General features: G+C 45.7%; 10 protein-coding genes. 2 read left to right on the top strand and 8 right to left on the bottom strand.

Going from position 1 to position 23,790, the window contains the following annotated elements:
* Positions 1-199: 199 nt before the first annotated feature.
* The 6 genes from ASL11_RS33975 to ASL11_RS33950 all read right to left on the bottom strand — a co-directional run bounded on the left by ASL11_RS33975 (position 200) and on the right by ASL11_RS33950 (position 10,641).
* The gene (locus ASL11_RS33975; protein ID WP_082596060.1) at positions 200-2,221 is read right to left on the bottom strand and encodes a beta-galactosidase; all 2,022 of its coding nucleotides are present in this window, start codon (positions 2,219-2,221) and stop codon (positions 200-202) included.
* A 147-nt stretch (positions 2,222-2,368) separates the two neighbouring features.
* Positions 2,369-3,364 carry an Ig-like domain-containing protein gene (locus tag ASL11_RS33970; protein ID WP_056625369.1) on the bottom strand — a complete coding sequence of 332 codons (996 nt, stop codon included), beginning with the start codon at positions 3,362-3,364 and terminating at the stop codon, positions 2,369-2,371.
* 23 nt (positions 3,365-3,387) lie between these two features.
* Positions 3,388-6,990, bottom strand: coding sequence for a glycosyl hydrolase 53 family protein (locus tag ASL11_RS33965; RefSeq protein WP_056625366.1), 3,603 nt, complete (start codon positions 6,988-6,990; stop codon positions 3,388-3,390).
* A gap of 162 nt (positions 6,991-7,152) precedes the next feature.
* Positions 7,153-8,724, bottom strand: coding sequence for an ABC transporter substrate-binding protein (locus tag ASL11_RS33960; RefSeq protein WP_056625363.1), 1,572 nt, complete (start codon positions 8,722-8,724; stop codon positions 7,153-7,155).
* A gap of 72 nt (positions 8,725-8,796) precedes the next feature.
* Positions 8,797-9,696, bottom strand: coding sequence for a carbohydrate ABC transporter permease (locus ASL11_RS33955; protein ID WP_056625360.1), 900 nt, complete (start codon positions 9,694-9,696; stop codon positions 8,797-8,799).
* A 27-nt stretch (positions 9,697-9,723) separates the two neighbouring features.
* The gene (locus ASL11_RS33950; protein WP_056625357.1) at positions 9,724-10,641 is read right to left on the bottom strand and encodes an ABC transporter permease; all 918 of its coding nucleotides are present in this window, start codon (positions 10,639-10,641) and stop codon (positions 9,724-9,726) included.
* A gap of 186 nt (positions 10,642-10,827) precedes the next feature.
* On the opposite strand from ASL11_RS33950, the gene ASL11_RS33945 reads away from it, so the two are divergent.
* Positions 10,828-12,402 (top strand): response regulator, encoded by a 1,575-nt coding sequence (locus ASL11_RS33945; protein ID WP_056625354.1) that lies wholly within the window; start codon positions 10,828-10,830, stop codon positions 12,400-12,402.
* Positions 12,399-14,177: a cache domain-containing sensor histidine kinase gene (locus ASL11_RS33940; RefSeq protein ID WP_056625352.1), complete on the top strand. Its 1,779-nt coding sequence runs from the start codon at positions 12,399-12,401 to the stop codon at positions 14,175-14,177. The genes ASL11_RS33945 and ASL11_RS33940 overlap by 4 nt, the downstream gene beginning before the upstream one ends.
* A gap of 75 nt (positions 14,178-14,252) precedes the next feature.
* Here ASL11_RS33940 and ASL11_RS36875 read toward each other — a convergent pair whose 3' ends face one another.
* A complete protein-coding gene (locus ASL11_RS36875; protein ID WP_157257147.1) occupies positions 14,253-22,475 on the bottom strand; it encodes a polysaccharide lyase family 8 super-sandwich domain-containing protein in 8,223 nt (2,740 codons plus the stop codon).
* Positions 22,476-22,742: 267 nt separating this feature from the next.
* Positions 22,743-23,693, bottom strand: a complete 951-nt coding sequence (locus ASL11_RS33930) for a stalk domain-containing protein (RefSeq protein ID WP_056625345.1) — start codon at positions 23,691-23,693, stop codon at positions 22,743-22,745.
* Positions 23,694-23,790 lie beyond the last annotated feature (97 nt).

The following is a 23,790-nucleotide window of genomic DNA, read 5'->3' as shown; positions in this document are numbered from 1 at the left end:
TTCTCTAAATCAGCTTTTTTGGAATAATTCATCAAAAGCGTAGGGTAACATAATTGCCCGTATATTATCCCATAAGAGTTAGTGAATTCCTTCCATTGCACATTTGTTTACATAACTTATATTATGTTATCTATTAAATGGAATAAAAGCTGAATCAGGTTTCCCCAATTCAGCTTGCTGCTCACCTATGTGATGATCTCTACTTGGATCTTCTTATAACACGAACGCCATAAGGCTCAAGTTGCACACTCTTCGCTTCCCACGTTTCCTGCAAAAGCATATCCCAATACGTATCCCCATCTAACTCGACCGTCTGCGTCTGCTGAGCGAAATTCATCAGGAAAACATAGTCATATTCCCCATTCGTCCTAACTTGTGCAGTTACTTCAGGAGGTAACTCCATTTGTAACACAGCCTTAACTCCCGCCTGCTCAACTACTTGCTTATACAAAAGTTTCAAAAGCTCAGTATCTGTTCTCGTCGCGATATAATACGCTTTACCATGACCAAATGAGTTCACGGTCAACGCTGGACGACCTGCATAAAAATCATCTCCGTAGACAGCCAGTGTCTCTGCTCCCTCGGTATGAATGAGCTCACAGAGCTCATGGGACTCGTACTCGCCTTCTAAGTCAAGTCCATTCCCCTCCGTAAAGATCAAACGGTTTTTCTCATGATCATAAAGTGCATCGATTTCCTCCGACCAAAGCCCGAGCGTTTTACGAAGCGGTCCTGGGAAGCCACCTTGGAAACAGAGGTCATTTTCATCAACGATTCCTGACCAATACGTGGTTACGAACGTACCGCCATCCGCAACAAATTGCTCGATGCGCTCCCCAACACCAGGTCGAACCAAATATAGCATCGGCGCCACGATTAGCTTGTATTTACTGAAATCAACATCCATATCGATGACGTCGACGGGAATGCCGCTATCCCAGAAAGCGCGATAGTGACTAAGCACGGTCTCTTCATATTTGATTCCCATATTACGAGGTCCTTGCGAATTCTTAACTGCCCACCGATTTTCCCAGTCAAATATCAAAGCTGTTTCCGCCGGAACTGAAGTCCCAATCACTTCAGAGAGCTTCTCTAAGGCACAGCCTAGCTCAGCTACATCACGAAATACACGCGTATGTTCATGTCCGACATGATCAATAACCGCACCGTGCAGTTTCTCACTAGCACCGCGACTCTTCCGCCATTGGAAGTATTGAACGGAATCAGAGCCATGCGCGACTGCCTGCAAAGAAGATAACAAATGCATACCAGGCTTCTTCAATTTGGAAACTGCCTGCCAATTCGTTAAGCTCGGTGTGCTTTCCATCAATAAGAACGGCTGTCCACCCTTCAGCGAGCGGAACAGGTCATGATTAAGAGCGAACCAAGCAGCCAAGTTATGTTGATCTTTCGCATCATGCCATGTCGGGTACGCATCCCATGAAATAACATCAAGCACATCCGCGAATTTCCAGTAGTTAAGCCCTTCGAACGCATCCATCAGATTCGTTGTAACAGGCAATTGCGCGTTCACAGCTTTCAATGGGGCAATTTCATGACGGCAGAAATCAACAGTTTGATCCGTCACAAAACGTTTCCAGTCCAAGTTCATGCCATGAACTAAGTTTTCACCGTGCGGAGCAGGAGATTCAATCTGAGACCAGCTCGTATACGTATGGCTCCAAAATGATGTCCACCACGCCATATTTAATGCATCTAGCGTGCCATATTTCTTTTGTAACCAGCCGCGGAAAGCTTCCTGGCAATACGAACAATGACACTCCCCACCGTATTCATTGGAGATATGCCAACCCACGACGGCCGGATGCTGCGCGTAGCGCTCTGCCAACCGACTGTTCATCATTGTTACCTTCTCCCTGTACACTGGGGATGTGAAGCAATGATTGTGACGCGCGCCGAATAAATTGCGCACACGATTCGCACCAACACGCAGTACCTCCGGGTACTGCTCCGCCATCCAGGCAGGCCTTGCGCCGCTTGGTGTCGCAAGCCAAGCATAGATCCCGTTCGCGGCAAAGGTATCCAGCACGCGATCTAACCACTCGAAGGTATACGTGCCTTCGACGGGTTCAAGCGCTGACCATGCGAAGATGCCGATGGCCATCACATTACATTTCGCTAGCTTCATCATGCGGATGTCTTCTTCTAAGACTTGCGGATCGTGCTGCCATTGATCAGGATTATAATCAGCGCCGTGCATGAAAACCGGCAATTTCGGGCTAATAGGTGGAAATGTAGAAGACAAACGGATCACCTCATGGATTCATTTTAAGAAGAAATATGACCCCATTCTATCAACTTCCTGTCCCAATTTATACCCACTAATTTATCGATTGCCTGTCATTTTTCAAGTAGCAGGTTGAATCATCTGTTCAGCGATGTACTGGACATCGGCGAGATCGACTTTGCCATCGTTATTGAGATCAGCCTTTTTCGCTCTTTCCCAATCTGCTGAGCCCGCACTTGCCTGCATATCGTAGTAAGCCAACGCCAAGTCTGCGACATTCACGATCCCGTCTGCGTTAAGATCGGCTGGCTTCATCCTGACTGATATCGTAGCGAGTGCGGTTGAATTCGAACCCTGAATCGCGCCAGTTAGTTGATACATACCAAGATGATCATAATTCGTTGCAGAATTCGTCTCCCATTGAACAGGCACCTGCAGATACGAATGATCATCGTTATAAACTGCTCTTACCACCGATGGCAGCTCCGGCGCAGCATGTAACCACGAGGTGGCTTGCACCGGTTGAACAGTCATGGAAACAGGAGCCGTTTCTACGTCACCGATACGCGTGAATCTAATATCGTCAACGGATCCCCAATTGTCAGCCTTCCCAGCCACTTCAAAACCAATCGTGCAGATACCGTTCGTTACAACGACGTTGATATGGGTAAGCTGCGGATTTTTCCAAGCTGCATAGCCCGTATTGATAAAGTCGGTTTGAATGGGGTTATCACCGTCAACAGTTGCGAAAATTCGGGAGGACACTTCCCCGCCGCCGCCCTGTGTATAAGCAGACAGCAGATATCTCCCATCTTCTAAGCCTACGATTCGTTGTGATACCTTGAAATGAAAGGCCGAAGCTGACCAGTAGGCAGCAGAATGTGTCCCACCAGACGTATGATTATCTTGACTTTTGATACTGACAGCCGAAGCCTGTTCACCTTCAATTAACCATGGAGATGAATCCGTGCCTTCGAAATCTCCGTCCAAAGCTAGATTCACGGGAGCTGATTGAACTACCGCTACTGCCTGAGCGGGGCCACCAAATGGTAGACACCCAATCAATAACGCAGCCGCTAGCACACCCGATTGAACTATTTGTTTCATTTGCATCATAGTAAACCTCCTCCTCCTTTAAGTTAAATATGAAACAACCGATAAAGAATAACTGCCGCTTCTGCTCGAGTTGTGTATGCTTTAGGTGCAATTCCCTGTCCATTGCCTTGAACGAGGCCTGTTTTGAGCAACGTTGCAATAGCTGCCTTCGCATAGCTCGACACGTCCATGTTGTCCGAGAATGTATCCAAGGTGCTAGTCTCATTACTCATATCCAATCGATGAGCTTGGTGAAGTGCTCTTGCCGTAATAACCATCAGATCTTCTCTCGTTATATTTGCTTTTGGGTTAAAATGGTAGGCATCACTGCCCTCGATAATACCGAGTGCTTTGGCAATACCTACCGCTTCAGAATAATAATCAGCAGTTGTCACATCTTGAAAACTATCCCCTGCATTCGCCGTGAGTCCTAAGGCTTTTACCAACATTACGATATAATCCGCACGAGATACTTCTTGCTCCGGACTAAATGTATCCAATGATGTACCTGTAGTAACACCTTTGGAAGCTAGTGCTTCCACTGCTTTCTGTGCCCAAGCGAAGCCAGCCAAATCGCCGAACGTACGATTAACGTAAGCCACAGCATATGTGCTGAAATGTGTTGTGGTAAATACAACGCTACGTGCTACAGCATCGTACTTCGCATTGGGTACAGCTATGGCTTGACCGTTCTCATCGACATACCAAATGACGATATGATCAAGGTTTTTCAGTTCTTCCCCTGTTGGCTCGTAAGGAATCGTAACCGTCACTGGGGCAGCCGGATTGTTCCAATGGAGTACTTCTGCGCCTGCTCTCATTTTCAAATCAATCACTGGCTTGCTGCCAATTTTCGATTTCAATGCATCTGGTATTTGAGAAGGATCTAAGAAACCAATTGTCAAACTTATGGAATCCGACTCCTTACCACTCGTGGAGCTAAGCATGTTGCTTGGCAATGATACCGTTCCTTGTGGGGTGATTACCTCCACTAGCTGATTCAATGCAGAGCCTTGTAAAGCTGCTCTAGGCAGCTCTTGCTCATAGGAGTTAGCGCCAGCAATCTTCGGCAAAATTACCGATAACTTCTTATTTCCGTTAGCATCCGTTTTCGCCAATTCAACCAATTGCTTCCACACCTCAAGTGAGACGGATGCAACGGCCGTATGGCTGTCATTCAAAGCAGGCGTTTGTTTCAGGCTGGCAGCACCTTCTAAACTAAGTTCGATAGTAGGCACTGGATTTGGTTGAACTGCTCCTGTACTTGGCATATTCGTTGGTTCAGATGGAACCTGTTCAATGTCTTCCGTAACCAACATAATTTTCACCGAACCCAACGAAGCTGGCGTAATAATTCCACCTGCTGGTGCCGTTCCCCATCCCGCAGAAGCTACCTCAACGACTCCCTCTGCCGCATTGGTTTCACCCTTCGCACGCAACGTAAGCGCGACAGAATTCGAATTCAATGACTTTCCGCCCAAATGTCCAAGAATGAGCCTTACAACACCAGGTGTATGCGCATCCGTGGTTAGCAGCTGCACCGCTTGTGAAGCGCTTTGTGCCGATACAAACTCAAACGCATCTGAATCATAGTGGATGACGAGATCCTCTGCAAAAATCGTATCAACTAATCCTCCGTTTCCAACGTTCACGCTAAAGTTTGATCCCTTCGTAACTCGACTTGGCGCAGACAGTGTTTCAGCTGTGCGATCAGTATAGAACTCGAAATCATCCAAATTGCCCCAGTTACCGGATTTACCTTCGGCCTTTATCCCAATAGTCGCTGTACCATTCGGTTCTGTACCATGATCTGCAGTATTATTAGTAACCTCAATATTCATCAGAATCGGATGCTTCCATGCCAACCAGCCTGTATTCACAATGCTCTCAGACAATTCAGCACCGCCGTAGTCCTTGGCAAACAACTGCATGCTGCTTTCTCCCCCGCCGCCGTGCGACCAAGCTTTCAGGGTGTATTTCCCGTTAGCTAAACCAGTAATCGTTTGCGTAGCCGAAAATGGCATATCCTGCGGTAAGGAGTAGTGGAGTGCATAGGTACTGCCATCATGCGCATTTGCACTATCGGATACCACTTTAATTGCGTTGCTCCCCCCAGTGATCGTCCAATTGGCGTTGTTACCACTTTCAAATCCAGGATTGCTCACCAAGTTGGTAGAGCCCTGAACAGTAATTGTTCCAGTTGCTCTTAACGGAACACCCGTCACAGTGCCCTGAAGCTGAATCGTACCTGGATGCTGCAAGGCATCCTCTTCAAAGACATCCCACGTCACGGGTAAATCACGAACGGAATCATCCGTAAACTCAACCTGCACTTTACTTGGAAGCACCGGTGTACTGCCAACCGTTACTTTTATTTGTTCCGGGTGTATCGCTGTTGCCTCCGCAACAAAGAGCTCGCCGCTCGAGCTAGCCGAGACACGATTAAAGACATCCAACGATGGCAATGCATGACCGTTAAAATCAAACATCGCTTGATTTTCCCAACCGTTACCCTCTCCAGCCTTCGAGCTCCACTCCGCACCTTTCACCGGAATCCAATCTGGTTCCCAGTAAAACACCCCAAGCCCCTTCTGATTGGGAACCTGTGCGACAGCGTTCATCACATCATGTACCTCTTGTGCTTGACCTTGAACGGTCGCTTTATAGCCGCCTAATTGTTCTTGACTAGGCCCGAAATTGTTCGAAAAATTGTCGCCATCATTCAGCGTGTACGCATACGCATTCTCAGCTACAAGCACCTCTTTGCCATATCGCTTGGAAATGTCAACCATATTGGTTCGGAGGTCCTCCAGTGGCCCATGCCAATAGGGATAGTACGAGAAGCCAATCACATCATAATCCACCTGACGCAAGGTCAATTGATCAAAATTCCGGCGAAACAGCTCGTTGTTCCCACCGTCGGCAAGATGAATCATTATTTTTGTCCGTAGCGCATTCGCATTGTTCGGATCATGGTCACGGACAGCTTGGACGCCTTGTTTGATCAAATTCGCCCATCCCTCATAGCCGCCGCTTCCTGTCGTCTGTCCTTCTGGCCACACCATTCCAGTGTTCGTCTCATTCCCGATCTGTACCATTTCCGGCATTACCCCTTCATCAGTTAAACCTTGAATTACATCCGCTGTATACGTGTACAACGCTTGTTGAAGCTGGACAGAGTTAAGCCCTTCCCAAGCCGCAGGCTTCGTTTGTTTAGAAGGATCTGCCCAGAAATCGCTATAATGGAAATCGAGCAGCACCTTAAGCCCGAGCTCATGGGCTCTTTTGGCAATTTCAATCGTTCTCGCCTTATCGTTATTTCCACCGCCAAGCCCAATTCCATTCGCATCAACTGGATTATTCCAAACACGTAGTCTGACCCAGTTCACCCCATGGTCCTTTAGTATTTGGAGAGCCTCTTTCTCAACGCCCCCATCGTAAAATTTGCCCCCGCTGACTTCAATTTGCTTCAACATGGACACGTCAGCGCCCTTAATGAAATCCGCGGACAGACCAGGGATTGGGTTAATGTGGATGTCACTCGAAGTCGTTGCAGCCGGCGAATCTGCCAGAACGGTTGGTATTGCCGTAGGCAGTATTCCTGAAGTTAACATTGCAGCCATAGCGATTACTAAGCTTTTCTTCATCGTCTCAAATCCTCTCTCGCGCTCTAATGTGAACGCTTTCTTTTCTCACTGCTACATCTTACCAACATCAGAATAGCAGCATAACCCGCAAAAATATCGATTACCTGTTCAATTTATAGACGCACTAAAAAACCGCCTCCTGCACCAGGAAGCGGTCCACACTTATTTTTTAGCGATAACAGGATCAGCTTGGCTTTGCATTTCAGCCACAATCTTATCGATACCTGCTTGCTTCAACTTATCTTTGAAGATTTGCAAACCATGCCCAGCATCGCTAGGATCAACTAAGCCGTAGAATAAAGGTTTTCCATAAGTTTCCATTACATTACTGACAGCTGCAACTTCATTCTTCACTTTGGTATCATCGAACGTAAATGTCTCCAACGGATGGTTAACCGTTACGGTTTTCTTCCAGTTCTCTGTGAATTTAATCGTCTCTTCAGCTACTGTCGAATCAAGACGCTCATTCAATGAATTCCAGCCCCATGGATCTGTACCAGATGGCGGGAAATCGGCCGATGCAGGAAGTGGCTTGAACTGATCCTTGCCTACTGGCTCATAGTGCTTGCCTTTGATACCGTAGTTGGTCAAATCATGAATCTCTGGGTCATAACGAAGAAGGTCAATCGCCATCAATGCACGCTCATAGTTCTTGGAACCCGCATGAATGGACATCCCATTGTTGATGAATGGATTGGATAGACGTTTCTTGTCTGCACTTAGATCGTATAACTCGACTTTCCAATCCGGATGCGTCGTTTGCATTTCGGATTTTGTGCGCAGCAGTGTACCTAGATTCCACTCAACTGAAGCTAATTTACCATCTTTGAAAGCTTGTGTTTTATCTACTTTATTGGCAATCGCATCGCGGGACCAAGCACCCGTCTTTTGGGTATCGAACATTTTCTTAGAGAAAGTTGCGAATTCAGGTGTATCTACATAGCTGAAGAGTTTGCCTGTTGCTTCCGTTACTTTATACACGATAGGCAGCTGCGGCACGACAAAGTTCCACTCGTTCGGCTGAATCAACTCTACCGAATTAAACTCACTTACCCCAATGCTTGGTTTGAAATCCTTTTCTTTCTCCGAGATTACTTTCAAGTAATTCACATAATCATCATACGTTTTCAGCTCAGGCAAATTATACTTCTGACGCAGATCACCACGAATACCAATCATATGATAGCTATATTCAAAATTGTTTTGAGGAATCATGTAAATTTTGCCGTTGATTTTCGCTTGCTCCCAAGCGACCTTCGGCTCTTCGGCCCATGTTTTTGGCGCGAATTTCTTGATCAGATCTTCGGTCAAAGGCATGAAACCATTCTTCGTAGCTTGTTGGGCATAGTAAGACCAAGTCGCGGAGAACACAAGATCGAAGTCTTCATTCGCAGCAAACATCAAGGGATATTTCTGTTGATATTCGCCCCAATCCAAGAAGCTAATGTCGAGTGTGGCATTAATCTTTTGCTTCATTAATTTATTAACTTCTCCGTATACCTCATCAAAAGCCTTTGGCTTGGAGCCTAACAGAACCGTTTTCAACTTAACTTCCTTACTTGTATCAATGCCCGTATTTGCAGCTGCTGTCGCGGAAGCGCTTGCTTGTGGAACTGATGACGATGACGCACTTGGTGAAGGCGTAGCTTCTTTGGTGCTGCAAGCTGTCAGTACAGTTCCCATTGCAAATAAGGATACCAGACTGAGTGTGGCTAATTTTTTCGTGTTTGCCATGTTATTCTCCCCTTATAAATGATAGATAAGTTATGATAAACCGGGAATTGGAATTCCCGGGGCTACCCTTTTTTACCCTTTTACAGCTCCAACCGTTAAGCCTTGAACGAAATAACGCTGTACGAACGGATACAAGAAAATGATCGGTCCTGTAACAAGAATGGCTAAGGCCATCTTCAAACTCTCGCCAGGCAAGTCTGTTACCTGCATACCGGTAATCGCCATAACCTTGCGAATACCTTCGAGATTTCCTAACATTTTATAGAGTAAATATTGCAGGGTGTACAGTTTCTCATTCTGTACAAACAGCAACGAGTTAAACCAATCGTTCCAATAATTCAACGCGGTGAACAAGCCAATTGTAGCTAGACCAGGCTTCGCCAAAGGGATAATCAATCGCACGAAGATCGTGAAATCCCCTGCTCCATCAATTTTCGCTGACTCGGTAATCGCATCCGGGATGCTGCGCAGAAACGTTCGTAAGATGATGATATAGAACACATTTAACAATGGCGGGACAAGCAGCGCCCAAAAGGTATTCTTCATGTGTAAATAGTTAACCATTAAGATATACCAAGGTACAAGTCCACCGTTAAACAGCGTTGTAAAGTAGAAGAAGAATGAAAATCCGCTGCGCCATTCAAAATCCTGACGCTGCAGCACATACGCTGCCATCGCGGAGATGAATAATCCCACAACTGTACCTGTTACCGTCAATGCGATAGTAAGTAGATATGAGCTCACGAATTGCTCAGGATGCTTAAGCGCAAACGTGTAGGCATCCCACGAAAATTCCTTCGGCCATAATCGAAACCCATCACTCGTGATCGACGATTCACTTGTTAATGATCCGCTAATGATGAGCAAGAAAGGAATCAAGCAAGCCAAACATATCACTGCTATAAAGACATAGCCAACCGTATCCAAGATGCGTTGATCGATTTGACTCTTTTTCACACTGGTCGTACTCATAGTTCCACCTCGCAAGTTGCTGTAAATTTAGAATAACGCATTATCTTTATCTGATTTACGTACTAGGAAATTCGTCACCATGATTGTGACAAAACACAGAATTGACTGATAGAATCCGATTGCAGATGACATGCCGATTTCGTTGTTGACCAACAGAGAGCGATACACGTAAGTGTCAATGACATCTGTCGTTTCATACAGTAGGCCGTTATTACCCACTAGCTGGTAGAACAGTCCGAAATCGCCACGGAAAATGCCGCCAATCGCCAAAAGCACAAGAATCGTAATCGTTGGTCGAAGTGATGGTAACGTGATGTATCGAATGCGCTGGAACACGTTAGCACCATCGATTTCCGCTGCTTCATAAGTCTCACGATCAATACTTAGAATGGAGGCCATGTAGAACACAGCGCCATACCCCACTGCTTTCCATGCCGAGAAGAAAACCAAGATATATTTCCAATACTCCGTAGTGGTATAGATATCTAATTCAGGAATGTGCAACGCGCGCAGCAGTGTGTTTACGGTTCCATGCTCGTAGTTAAACAAATTGTAAGCAACTGCCCCTACGACAACCCAGGATAAAAAATAAGGTAAAAACATAACCGTTTGCGCTGTTTTACGGAACAGCTTGGACCCGATTTCCGCCATGAAGATGGCGACAATAATTTGTAAGCCATTATTAATAAGAATGAATGCCGCATTGTAGAGCAGCGTGTTCCTGGTTACTCGGAAGGCATCTCCTGTTAGAAAGAAGAACTTGAAGTTGTCCAAACCTACCCAAGGCGACCCCATAATTCCTAAATCATAGCGATACTGCTTGAATGCCAACACAATGCCTGCCATCGGTACATAGCTGAAAAGCAAGAAATAAATTACTGCCGGCGCAATCATGAATAACAGCGCTTTCTTGGATCTCATGCGATACAGGAGTCCTGTTCTCATCTCTATCCTTTCCCCCATCCGTTTCTAGTTGTCTCTCTCCTGTATCTAAATTAACAGGTTACTCGGAACATGATAACCCGACAAAATATCGATTCCCTGTAACTTTTGCAGATGGCCACGCTTGCTAGTGGTATTGCATGTAAATATAAGATAATCTATAGCTACATCTAAGGGGGGTTGCCCGTCATGAAACTTCTATTTGCAGAAGATGAGAAATTCACGCGAGAAGGCGTACTCAAATCCGTCAGTTGGGAGCGCCTTGGTATCACCGAACTCCATGAAGCTGTAGACGGTCTGGATGCTGTTGCTATTGCGGAACAGTTCAAGCCGGACATCGTGCTCACCGACATTCGCATGCCGCGGATGGATGGCATCGAGCTTGCCTTTCATCTTCGCCGCAAATACCCGCAATGCAAAATCGTCTTTATGAGCGGCTATGCCGACAAAGAATATTTGAAAGCCGCGATTACCTTGAAAGCGGTTAGTTATGTAGAGAAACCAATTGATGTGGAAGAATTAGAAGATGCCCTGCGGGGTGCGATTGATATCGTATTGGAAGAACAGCGACATGTTGCCAATGATACGGTAGCCAAAGAAAACAAGAGTTATATGAAGCAAGAAGCCGCTTTGCAGCTGATTCGCGGCGGTTATGATGAGGACATGCTGCATAGTCGCTTATTAGCAGCTGATTTCACAGCTGTCATGCAAGCACCCGCAGCAACGGCCGTCATCAAGCTGATTTCACCTGGATCACAGAAAGAAACGCTGGGACATTTGATTGAAGAAGCGCTCGCTAGTAGTGAGCAACCCTATTTGTACGCTTGGAAAGATGATCATCACGCGATCGTTCACTTCTTTTCGCATCAGCATGACGGCGTCGAGATCAGCCATGTTCGACATCTGTGCTACGAGCTGTCCGTCGCCTTGAAGCGGGAGTTCGGTTTATTTTCCATCGCTGCGGGCAAAATTGTCCCTTCCGCCTATAAGCTGCAAGAGTCCTATACGAGTGCTGTGCTCCGCTTACAGGAGTCGTTCTTTCACAAACCGTGCTCCCTCATTTTGCATGATAATACGGGAAGTGATGCGCAATCGCTGCATTACGTAACGCAGCCTGAACAACTCGTCCGCTTCACGGAAGCGTTGTCTGAAGAGCATTTCGCTGACGCCGATCAGCTGCTCGCAACGATAACCGGGGATATTCGCCAGCATCCAGGCACGCTGATTGTTAGTGTGAAAGAACTCTACTACCGCTTCATTCTGGAAATGGATAAATTTGCACAAAGTCGCAACATCACCCTCTTCGATACCTCGGAGGAAAATGATGTGGCTTGGAAGCTGATTCTGGAATGTCATTATTTGGACGATATCCACCGAGTTACCGCCATGAAGCTAGACGAATTGAGAAAAGCTATTCAAGATCGCTCAAGCGGTGGCATGTCTTCGACAAGCTCCCGAATTGTGCGTTTCATACATCTGCATTATGCTGACGATGATCTTTCCGTGCAGGATGTAAGTGATCATATGCAGATGACGGCTTCTCATCTTATTTCAATCTTCAAAGATGCTACAGGGAAAACGATCAAGCAATATGTGACCGAATATCGGATGGAAAAAGCGAAAGAGCTGCTGCGCAACAACCGACTGAAGGTACTTGATGTGGCTTCGCAAGTGGGCTTCAAGGACGGGGAACATTTCGCCAAAATTTTCCGCAAATCCACGGGCATGACGCCTTCCGAGTATCGGGAGCGATGCCAATCATGATCTTCTCTTTCATTCAAATTCTGCGCAAATGGCTGTACAATACGAAGCTGCGTCATAAGATTATGTACACCTATTTGCTGCTGATCATGCTTCCTCTCGGCTTCTATCAGTTCATTGCTTCCGAGAAAATGTCCGATATCATCATCAATCATGTCACCTATTCGGCTAAACAAGGCTTTGATCAGACGTATTCCTTTCTGAATTATCGCGTCCAACGGATTGCAGAGACAACGAATATTCTCGTTTCCAACTCCGCCATCTCGGACATTCTGATGGATAACAATGTAACCAGTGATATCAATCGTGAGCTGCAGGAATACGCTAATCTTAAGAAGCTGCTGCGCTCTATGCAGGATAGCCTTGATATTTCACGTGTCATCCTTTACGTGCCTAGTGCTTTTATTTTCGCCAATGAGACTGAGAATTTCTTATCACTTAATGAAACGAAGGACAGTCCTTGTTTCAACCGGTTAAATGATTTGCATGCCAAATATTTGTGGTGCTCAGCCCCAGAACTTGGGGAGAAAGCTACCCGTGACAATTCTTCGCTCTACGTAGTCCGTAGTATATTGGATCCGAACAATTATGCCATTCCCATCGGTCAATTACGCGTTGATGTTCAAGCGGAAACGATTCGTTCCATGCTGAGTAAAGCGAATGTGGTCAGAAACAGTACGACTTTCTTGGTGGATCAGAATCAACAAATCGTCCTATCCTCGGATCCGTCAGTGACCACACTAGTCAATTTGCCTGATACGCTGGACGATGCAGTCTCCACTACTTGGCAAACGAATAACAATTACTATTTGTTCCGGCAACTGCCTTCCAATTGGGGGATGGTCACCGTCATACCACTGCATGAGGTTGTGCAGCAAAGTCACCAATTACGCAATGATTTGTTGGTTATTTTGCTCATCGTGACCGTCATCGCCTACTTGTTAGCCTACCTCTTCTCCTTCTCCGTCACACGGCGTATCACGCAATTAACTAGCCGCTTACGGGACGTGCAGAATGGAAATCTCATCGCGCTCGCACAGACACAGGGTAGAGATGAAATCGGTGAGCTGATCCAAACGTATAATTACATGATCGAACAAATAAGCTCGATGAATAAGGAGCATTACCGGCTGGGACAAGAGGTCAAAAATGCCGAATTAAAAGCACTTCAATCGCAGATAAACCCACATTTTCTTTATAATACATTGGATCTCATTAACTGGATGGCCGACAGCGGGTTGAACACGGATATTAAGAAGGTGGTCAAGGCTCTCGCTCGTTTTTACAAAGTCAGCCTCAGCAGCGGCAAAGACATTATCACCTTGCGCGAGGAGCTGCAGCATGTTTCGTTCTATGTGCAGATTCAGAATATCCGTTTTGAAAATAAGATTGATTTCCAGATTGACGTACCTGAAGAGCTGCTCAGCCATCCGATTCCGAAAATCACCCTGCAGCCCCTTGTTGAGAATGCCATTCTTCATGGGATATTAGGTCGAACGCAGCGCGAAGGCAGCATCTCGATTCGGGCCTATCTGGAAGATCTTACGATGCACCTCCTCATCAAGGATGACGGTGTGGGTATGAGTCCCAACCTCATCGAAGATATGATGGCGGGCATTAGTCGAAGTCGGATCGGTGGCAGCAGTTTCGGCGTTAAGAACGTTGGCGAACGGATTCGCCACTATTTCGGAGAGCCTGCGAAGCTTACTTATCGAAGTGTCCCGGGAGTAGGGACTGAGGTTGAGATCACGTTTCCATTTACGGAAGAGGAAAAATAGGATGTCTGTAGATGCGGAGGTGCAGAACATATGTACGCAATGAAAAAGCCAGCGGATACCCGCTGGCTTTTCCTTTTACTGATTAAGTTTCACTAATCGTTGAATGATAACAGCAGCTTGCGCACGTGTTGCCTGTGCCAGTGGCATGAATTTGCCATCGCTGCCCTCTATTATGCCTGCGCTTTGCATCAAAGCAATTGCTTCTGCCGCGTATCCTGCAATATCTGTCGCATCTGCAAATGCATTCCCTTGCTGTCCTGTCTTCAGATTCAACTTCAGTGCCTGTAAGCTGCGGAAGACCATGACCGCCATCTCTTGTCTGGAAATTTCGCTATCCGCTCCAAAGCTTCCATCCTCTCTACCACTGATAATGCCTAACTTCTCAGCAGCAGCTACCGATCCAAAGTACCAATCCGTTTGGTCAATATCGGTGAAATTCGATTCTGCTTGGTCATCAGCTAAACCTGCAGCCCGCATTAACATGGTTAAGAATTCGGCACGCGTTACCGGATTGCTAGGCATAAACTTGTTATCGCCTACCCCGTTTAGCACTTCTCTAGCTGCTAATGCTTCAATGCTGGTTTTCGCCCAATCCGCGCCTTTTAAATCACCGAATGTTACATTTGCGTAACTAAGGCTGTACGTTCCGAGCTCATTTGTTTTGAATTCCATCTTCCCTGTAGCCGGATTATAAGTGCCATTGATGATAACCTCGTGTTTTCCTGTGGCATCCAGATGGTGAATAACCACATTCTCAGGCTTCTCACCTGGCTTCAGTTGATAGGCGATAGCAACTCTTATAGCTTCGCCATCGAGTCTTGAAACAGGCTTCCCATCTATCTCGATGCCCAACTGATAAACCTTATCGCTGTCTGAAGATTTCTCTTCAAAAGTCCACTGAATCTCCTTAGCTCCCGCTTCTGATTCACCTTTCAGTGCTTGAACAGGAAGTTTCACTTCAACGTTATTTGACTTAAATGCCAATTGCGTAATACCGCTTGCAATGGCTTTATCCAGAAGTGCCACTGGAATAACTGCACCAAGTGGTTTATCCCCTTGCACATGAGGTAAATCAAAGCTCAGCTTATTGTCTTTGGCATTTTCAAACGCTGTACGGAAATCCGCTTCGCCAAGCGTAGTAATATTGCTACTTGCTGGATCAGGAATGACTGTACCTGGATTTGTTGTTGGATCTGTTCCTGGACCTGTCCCTGGACCTGGATCTGTTCCCGGACCTGTCCCTGGATCTGTTCCCGGATCTGTCCCTGGACCTGTTCCTGGATCTGTCCCCGGATCCGTACCTGGATCTGTCACTGCGGTAACCATTACATGCGCAATTGCTTTCAAAGCCGTCTCACTTACCGTACCCTGTACGTCAAATGTCCCTGCTTGTGCATAGCTAGCTGCATTCACACCATCCCATGTAACGCCAAGCTGAGCTGTCGTTCCATCGGTATAGATAGCCGATACCGTTGCAGGCAATACTGGCGCTATGCCAGCCACCGTTGTCACATTTACTGGTGTAATGGAAGTAATGACATTCGCCTGAGCTACAACGACATCATAATAATTGAACACATTCGCATTCACCGTACTCATGGCCTTCAATCGGGCCGTTCCTGGATTTACGCCTGTCACTTGCAAATCTAATCCATTCGCTACAATGGAAATTACTTTATTGCTGCCATTGGTTGCATTTTGACTCTCTACGAACCATTTAACATAATCGCCTGACGCATAGAAAGCGTGCAAACCTGTAATGGCTGCGTGTAAGGTTACTGCTTGATTAACATCAAGAGATGCTTCACCAGTGATCGCCATGCCTGGCGTTTGTCCCGGCACTTCCGATACAGGTGTCATAATAAACCGATCGGTATTAATCACTTTGTTCGATCCACCTTGGAACTCGAACCGGAATGTTTTCTCTCCTGCCGTTGCAAAAGTAACATCACCTAACGTAAAGAATCCAATTTTCTCAGCGGCAAGCACTTGCCCATTTTCCATTTTTTGGTCCCACACAGGACCTGTTTTTACACCATCCACATACCACTGTCCAATACCTCTGTTGGCATTCACTTTCGCAGCTACTTGAATCCGGTAGACACCAGCTTTCGCCACATTAAGTTTAAAATCAATATAACTGCCTGCTGTTGTTGCTGTAGATGCGAAATTCAAGCCCTGCGCGGACGCATTCGGTGTACTTCCACTACTTACTACCGTTTGTGTTCCACCACTTACCGTCGTTTTCCCAGCAATGCTCAAATCCGCAGCCACATAGGTCGTTGCCGAAGACAGAGTCGGGATAAACACATCCTCCGTAGCTTCGAATTGGTCAATGTGCAGGGTGCCCGAACCATTTGCTCCGAAGCTTACATCTGCCAGCATCACGGCTTGCTCATTGTGGCCATAGATCATAACTTTGCCTGACGTATTCGCTTTACCTGTACCTGTAATCACCATTTGATTGTTTACAATCGCCAACTGTGAGCTATTCACATTTTCATCAGCATACAAGATTTGATAATTTGCCCCCGTATATTCTTGAATCCAATAAGCTCGGCCTTTCGACGTATTCTCGGTAAGATCAATCTTAAAGCTCTTCAGTTGCTCACCTGCGAGCAACCCTTTAAATCTGTACGTATAGATACCTGTATCATCTAGTGAGATGTCTTCAATTAAATACTGTTTAGAAGGATCTAACCATCTGAGATTTACATCCACACTTGACGCTCCAGCTTTACCGCCGCCAGTAGCAATCATCAACGCATGATCCTTGTTCGGCGAAACCTGCATCATTACATAAGGACCTGCTTTTTGATCAACCCATGAAGCCGCACTATTACTATCCCAACCTACACCGTTATACACGGGGCGAATGATGGAATCCGTCAGTTCCTTAATACGACCAGAGTTTCTCCAAGCATTTAATTTAGCCATTAGGTCAATATTCTTCTGACTCCAACCTTCAGGTGAACTGCCATGCTTAATATTTCTAGCAAATAAATATTTGTAATACGTCGACATATCACCAGTTGTCATATTCCCGATATTGAAGTACACCGAGTTCAACGGCAAATGTCCGAACAAGCCTGCAAAAATAGGAATATCCAAGTCTTCACCATACTCTGTCGTCGCTGTTGTCCAGCCATTATCTACGACATGAAGCAATTCATTCGTACGATCACCCTGCGTAGGCCAAATATCAACCTCAGTCGTATATTTCACCATATAGTCCGGATTTTCATCAACAACTTCATTCAACACATGATTCGTTAGGACATTTTTACGGTAGACATTATCCGTCGGATGTGAATACGTCGTTACATCAGGATTCGGCCAGAATTCGGTTAAGTCGACCATTTGATGTGATAAATGATAATTATCAATCAAGTAGTTGATCTTCTCTTTCTTCGCTGCAATCACGGCAGGATCGGCCAAGTCGTTCCCGCGATTATGATAACCACCGGTCATGGAATACCACATACCAAGCAGTAATCCTTTATTTTGAAAATAATCCGCAAGCCCCTTCATATCGGTCGTAATCGATGGAAGTGCTTCGACACCATCTCTTGATGTGCCCGTATCATTCGCATTGTTCCAACCATCGTCAAACATAAACATATCGAAGCCCGCAGCATTGATTTTCGGTACGGCTACAGATTTGTAGAACGCTTCATTCCGTTTACTATCTCCCCACTGCCAATCGTTCGTATTGAGGATCGTTGACGTGTGATTGTACTTAAATCTCGCTCGCAAATGTTCTTCTACCGCCATCTTCCCATCGACGATATCGCCTTGAAAGACGCTCAAATTGACAGCGATATACTCGAATTTCTCACCTGGGAATAGCACAAGCTGCATGGCTTCTGGATTCGTTGCCACATTCACCATATGACCCTTGAAGGCACTGATACCTGCAAAAGAACGAACCATATAAGGAGCCCCTGTATCCGGTGAACTTGGATCTCTTTTCAGAATCTCCGTCTTCGAGTTTACTTCCGGTCCTACGTAGAAGCCATCTCCCGTATTGTAACGGTTAATGATAACCTTAATATCCTCACTTGCTTTCTTCGTGTCGCTTTGATCAACACCACCTGTCGTACTATTCCATTTGGACAAGTAAACATAGTGTAAATTCCTTGCTTCATCCGGAAAATCCAACGTAATGACATCTGAAGATGTAATCTGCAAGCGTTTGTCCACATTATTATTCGTCAGATAGGCTTGGTATTTCAAGCCTGCTTTGCCCTCATAGAGCTCGAAGGAAAGCGTAACTGTAATTCCATTTTTCGTGACAGGAATCTCTAAGCGTGTTCCAACCTTAGATACAGCACCATCGGTTGCCGTCATTGAAATATCCCTAGTAGATGCTGTTCCAAGCACGAAACCAGTGTCATTCGCATCCAAGCTGAGTGTAGAACCAACCGCTTCTTTTCCGGTTTCACCATTATTCAATAAGCGATAGTTGTAATGGAATAAGGTGGAATTGTTATCCGCTTCAATTTGAGGCAAATATTCTCTGCCTGCCGCTTTATTAAAGAAACTTCCGATCTTGATACTTCCATCATCCGTAAATTGGATTTTGGTACGTAGTACATCATTCTCGAGTGTCCACGTGTTCGCATAGTCAGCGATCGGTGTTGCACTGCGTTCATTAGACGCTGTTACACTCTCACCTGCCTGATTGAAGGCAGATACGACGAAGTAATACGGTACTTCACTCGTTAATCCAGAAATCGTCGTGCTACTAACGGGACCTACTGTGGCAGTCTCTGAATAATTGCCGCTTACCGTCCCGTATTTAATCGTGTACCCGGTAGCTGAATTCACGGGCTCCCAGTTAAGTACGACAGTGTTGTGTCCAGCAACTGCACTTGTCAGGTTAGGCGCTGCTGGTACCTCATTCGATCCAGCAATATTAAATTTGGCATGGAATGTTTTGCCCATAGAACCATTCGTTTGAACGGTTAATTTAATCGTAGGAAGCAGCTGCGTTACCGTGATTCCCGGTTCTGCTGAGATGGTCGTATTCGCAGGCAAATGAATCTCGATAGCGATACTGCCTGTATTCTCATGCGTTGGATCGGAAATGGATACATCTAACACATCAGCAGATTTATGTGTCATGACCGATGCTTTCTTATTACTCGTAATCCAATTGCTTCCGTTATCTTGGATGGATTTCGTCGTATCGTTCCAGAAATTAGCACCAACAATACCGAGTGATTTCTCTTTCACCGCTTGTGCGTCTGTCGAATTTTCCAAAATCTCCACATCCGGATGGCTGGCATAACTGCCTGTTTCCGCTGAAGAATAATTCGGAAGCGTCACATACTGATATGTTCCATTCGTAGGATTCACACCATGATCGAACCATAATGTCATATAATTGCTCGTAAATGGTGTTGTTAATGTCCCTGTTCGGCCATCAATTTGGTTCCAAGAGCCTGTTTTCGCTTCGCGAAGCCCTTTGACCGTTGCAGCTGTTGGGAAATAATAGCCGATATCTGTATTCGGCGTTTTGCCAGCCAAATGCGCCCATTGGACGGCATTCATCGTCTCATTCCAGCCGAGCGCAGCTGGTTTCGCTGCATTATTAACAGTAAATGTGTTATCGCCTGCGCTATCGATTTTGCGATTATCAACAATCGTCTCAATCGTACGGTTCTCCGTACTCGTGATGCCTGATCCCAATGCTACGATTTCATTATCGAACATGAACCAGGACTTCTTCGCAGTAAGATTGCTGTATAGCGCATCCAACTCCATGCCCGATACACCGTATTCGCCAAGGATTTCTGTGCCGCCAGTCCAGCTGTTCGCGCTCGTGTTATTTCCGCCTGACGTTCGTGTTTGACGATCCACGGTTGTGCCTGGAAGGCGATAAGGATCAACTGTTTGCCAATAGTCATCCGTAAATTGCCCCAGATCATTATTGTACAAGTAGGTCATGCCATCTCCAGTAAACCATCCTTTCAAATTCTCGTTGTTACCGGACTCATAGTTAGCAATACGATTCGAATGCATGCGGATGGCAAAAGTAAATGCCGGTCGCCGCTGAATCGCTTGATCCATACTGGCGAATTGCTTAAACGCGACCTGCTCGCCACGTGGTGTCACGCCAGCATCTTGCACGATATTTTTCGCAAGCACGATATAATCAATCGAGTTCCCAAGGTAGAAATTCAAGTACGTATCCGCTTGGATCCAATATTTGATCATACTTTTGAAAATAGTTGTATGCGCAAGTGGCGCAAGTTGAGATAAACGGATGACAGCTCTTGTAATGCGCTGAGCTGTTATATGGTCCGTCGCATAGGAACGTGAGATTTCCCGTCCTCTGGACATATCCATGACCAACCCTTTATACATGAACGGTTCGAAGTTATCGTAAATCCACTGATATACGTTGCTTACTTTAGGATCGGTGACTGCCCAAGTTGACCCGTTTAGCGCATAGAGCATATCAGCTAAATTTGCTAGCATTGTTGCGCCATATCCACCATTGTAAGGTGTTACATCATGCTGGATAAACGAACCATCTTTATAGAATCCATCGCCTGAAGTGACATAGACGAATACGGGACTTAGGCCATCTCTTGCCATAGCAATTTTGGCGGCATTTTTCACGATAATTCCGCGATAGGCTACGACTTGGCTTTTCCAAACACGATTCGCTGCTGTCATATCGACAATCGGTGTGAAATGTTCCACGGCATTCATGTAATTCGCAATTTGTGTGGAGGATAAGTCATCGTACAGTAGGATGACTGTATCATTGAGTGCTAGTGGCGCTCCCATCCACCAATCCCACCAATTATCATAGAGCACCTTATTTTCGTTGTAGCGGTTCGTGTACATCCAATCGAGCGCTGATTGGAGATCTGCAAGCAAAGATGCATTATTCTGTAAGGCAGAACCTGTTGTTGCATAAGCAATCGCCATTTCCTTCAAACGCGTGTAAGCCGACGTAATTTGAGCGGAATTCGATGTGCTGGCCAAATCACTCCAGAGCGCAGTACGATCCACTGTTTTTATCATGGAATCCCAATTTGTTTGCGCTTTGGCTGTTAATGCTGTGATTTGATTGGCAATATCCGCGTCCTGTTGACTATAAGAAGTTCCGCCGGTCAACATAACTTTCAACTTATTTCTCAGCGTATCAAATTCATCCGCTGGTGCTGCAGTCACTGTAATGTGGGCTACAGCACGAATTGCGGTGCCTCCTACTGTGCCGTTGACATCAAAGCTTCCTGCTTTAGCATACAGCGTATCTGCATAGGTGTCCCATTGTACAGCTCGCTGTTCGGTGGATTGATCCGAATAAACAACCGTAACTACCGTTGGCAGTACGGGTTTTGTTTTAGCTTGCGTCGTAACTTGCACTGGTTGTATGGCAGTAACGGCTAATTGCGGATTCGTTACTGTGATTGTAGCGATCGCTGGTATCGCTGTCCCAACAACAGTACCATTCACCGTAAAGGAGCCTAGTTGTGCGTATTGGGAAGCTTGGATATTCTCCCAAACGACTGGAGAGGATTTGATAGACTCATCTGTGTATACAGCTGAAACAACCGTTGGCATAACAGGTGGAGTTCCCGCAGACGTCGAGATAGCTACTGGGGAAACCGATGCGATAGTACCTGTGAACGGGAGAATCTCTCCTGTGCCCAGTCTCACTTGATCCAAGGTTACATTGGCAAATGAAGCAGAATCCCCACCGATTTTGATCAAATAGGAACCGCCAGCTCCATTCGGTGCGCCACTCCACGCTAACGTACCATCCACGTAGAGGTCATATGTATAGTTCGAATGAACGACTACACGATAAGCATGATAGACCGTCGTATCGAGGGTATACGATTTGGTCGAACTGGAGGCTTTATTTTGCACCACACCACTTGTTCCGTAGGTTAAATAAAAGCTAATTAAATAAGAAGCACCCCGTACCGTAAATTCATTGAGTGTTCCTGTCGCATTTACCTTAGCTATAGCTTCAAATGTGAACGCGCCTGAAGCTGGGGCAACGGTTGTCGCTGGTGCGACTGGCTGCTTTAAAAGATACGTAGATTTATCAGACGCATCCATAATGGTTACATTCCCCGTATTTTGCGTAACCGATCCTGTGAAACCCGTTGTTTTCTGCTCTGTCCAGCCAGTACTCGTGAAACTACTCAAATTATCATTGAGCAAATCCCATGGGCCGCTTGCGGCATACGACGGTTGAGGCAAGACCCCTACAAGTAGGCTAAACATCATCATCACGCAGATCACACTAGATATACTTCTTTTTATCAATGCCTACACACTCCTTACATCTTTTATTAAGCGCTTTCTTTAGCCTAAATAGAACATACCATCCCTGACATCACCTAGATAGAACGCTCACTTGATAAAACCTATCTTGAATTAACCTCTTTCTATCGGCAGTCAATTATTGATAGGAATACGAACGAGTTGTGATATATGGGGAGGATGCAACTGGAATAAGTGTTAAATCAAGGGTTTGTTGAACGCAAAAAGCAAGCACCGCTATTCGCTCGGTACTTGCTCTCATGTACGCTATTACTCGAATTTGAAGCTCGTTCTAATTTTACTAATTTGGTCCGTCATTGCACGAAATTCGGCTGTTAGCTTCTCGTCATGGGGATTATACTCTACGTCTCCTGGGGGGAATAAGAGAAACACCTGGTCCGCATCTTCGCCTAACTTGTATACTTGACCAATTCCCTTCGTGGTAGCACCATTTGCAAGCCAATCTCCCTTTGACCATATGGAAATGCTAAAGATCACACCACCGAACGCTTTATTCGCCTTATTAATAAAAAGGTAGTTCACACGCTCAGATTCATCATCTTTCCGCTCAACGACCTCGTATTTCCCCTCCCAACTAGACGGGATCGCGAGTGTGAAACGATAGCTTGAATTTCTGTATAGCATAGTAGGAGCATCACTCATTATTCGGTGATTGATTGCACCAATATGAAGGTAAACCGCATCGTAATTCTTGAAATCTCCCTCTCCCTCGGTTACAAACGTTTGGGCATCTACGCCGAAATTATTTCCCGAAATGACGGCTTCGCCTATTTCCTGATTATCTTCATTGTAAAAAGACAATCCCGCTCCGACCATGTTAAGACTGTTTCCTACGCCTTCGAATTTCAATTGACCTGTCACTTTGGTTTGATTGCCTGCTTTGGTTAGGATTAAATTTCCCACAGAGATATTAGCGTAATCTGGATCTTTGATGTCTAACGGCTTATTTTTAACGACAATTTTTTGAGATTCTGCATCATAATCAATCGTCGCTCCCAAATTTTCAGCTACAAAGCGAATGGGTACATAAGCATGCCCATCCACATTCAGAATCTGATAGTCACTATCTATCTTAACTTGACTGCCATTGATCTCAAAGCTAGCTGGAAATAATAACGCTTGAATCGTATCAGAAGCGATAGCTACTGATGAGCCTGCAAGCAGCAGGCCACACCCCAGACCTAACATATATTTCTTCATGGTTGACTCCTCCCAAACGCATCTATTCCATATTTTAACAATGACACCTCATTAGACGCACCATCTTCGAGATTGTTTCAAAATAAAAAAAGTCGAG

Origin of the sequence: Paenibacillus sp. Soil750, from assembly GCF_001428045.1 — a bacterium.
Lineage (GTDB): Bacteria > Bacillota > Bacilli > Paenibacillales > NBRC-103111 > Paenibacillus_E > Paenibacillus_E allorhizoplanae.
Note: the sequence above shows the minus strand (reverse complement) of the source record. Positions and strands in the feature narration are given on the sequence as shown.

What these genes read in the sequence shown, in the direction of transcription:
- ASL11_RS33960 (WP_056625363.1), bottom strand. Translation starts at nt 8,724, where the DNA reads ATGGCAAACACGAAAAAATTAGCCACACTCAGTCTGGTATCCTTATTT.
- ASL11_RS33970 (WP_056625369.1), bottom strand. Translation starts at nt 3,364, where the DNA reads ATGATGCAAATGAAACAAATAGTTCAATCGGGTGTGCTAGCGGCTGCG.
- ASL11_RS33955 (WP_056625360.1), bottom strand. Translation starts at nt 9,696, where the DNA reads ATGAGTACGACCAGTGTGAAAAAGAGTCAAATCGATCAACGCATCTTG.
- ASL11_RS33930 (WP_056625345.1), bottom strand. Translation starts at nt 23,693, where the DNA reads ATGAAGAAATATATGTTAGGTCTGGGGTGTGGCCTGCTGCTTGCAGGC.
- ASL11_RS33975 (WP_082596060.1), bottom strand. Translation starts at nt 2,221, where the DNA reads ATGCACGGCGCTGATTATAATCCTGATCAATGGCAGCACGATCCGCAA.
- ASL11_RS33940 (WP_056625352.1), top strand. Translation starts at nt 12,399, where the DNA reads ATGATCTTCTCTTTCATTCAAATTCTGCGCAAATGGCTGTACAATACG.
- ASL11_RS33950 (WP_056625357.1), bottom strand. Translation starts at nt 10,641, where the DNA reads ATGAGAACAGGACTCCTGTATCGCATGAGATCCAAGAAAGCGCTGTTA.
- ASL11_RS33945 (WP_056625354.1), top strand. Translation starts at nt 10,828, where the DNA reads ATGAAACTTCTATTTGCAGAAGATGAGAAATTCACGCGAGAAGGCGTA.
- ASL11_RS33965 (WP_056625366.1), bottom strand. Translation starts at nt 6,990, where the DNA reads ATGAAGAAAAGCTTAGTAATCGCTATGGCTGCAATGTTAACTTCAGGA.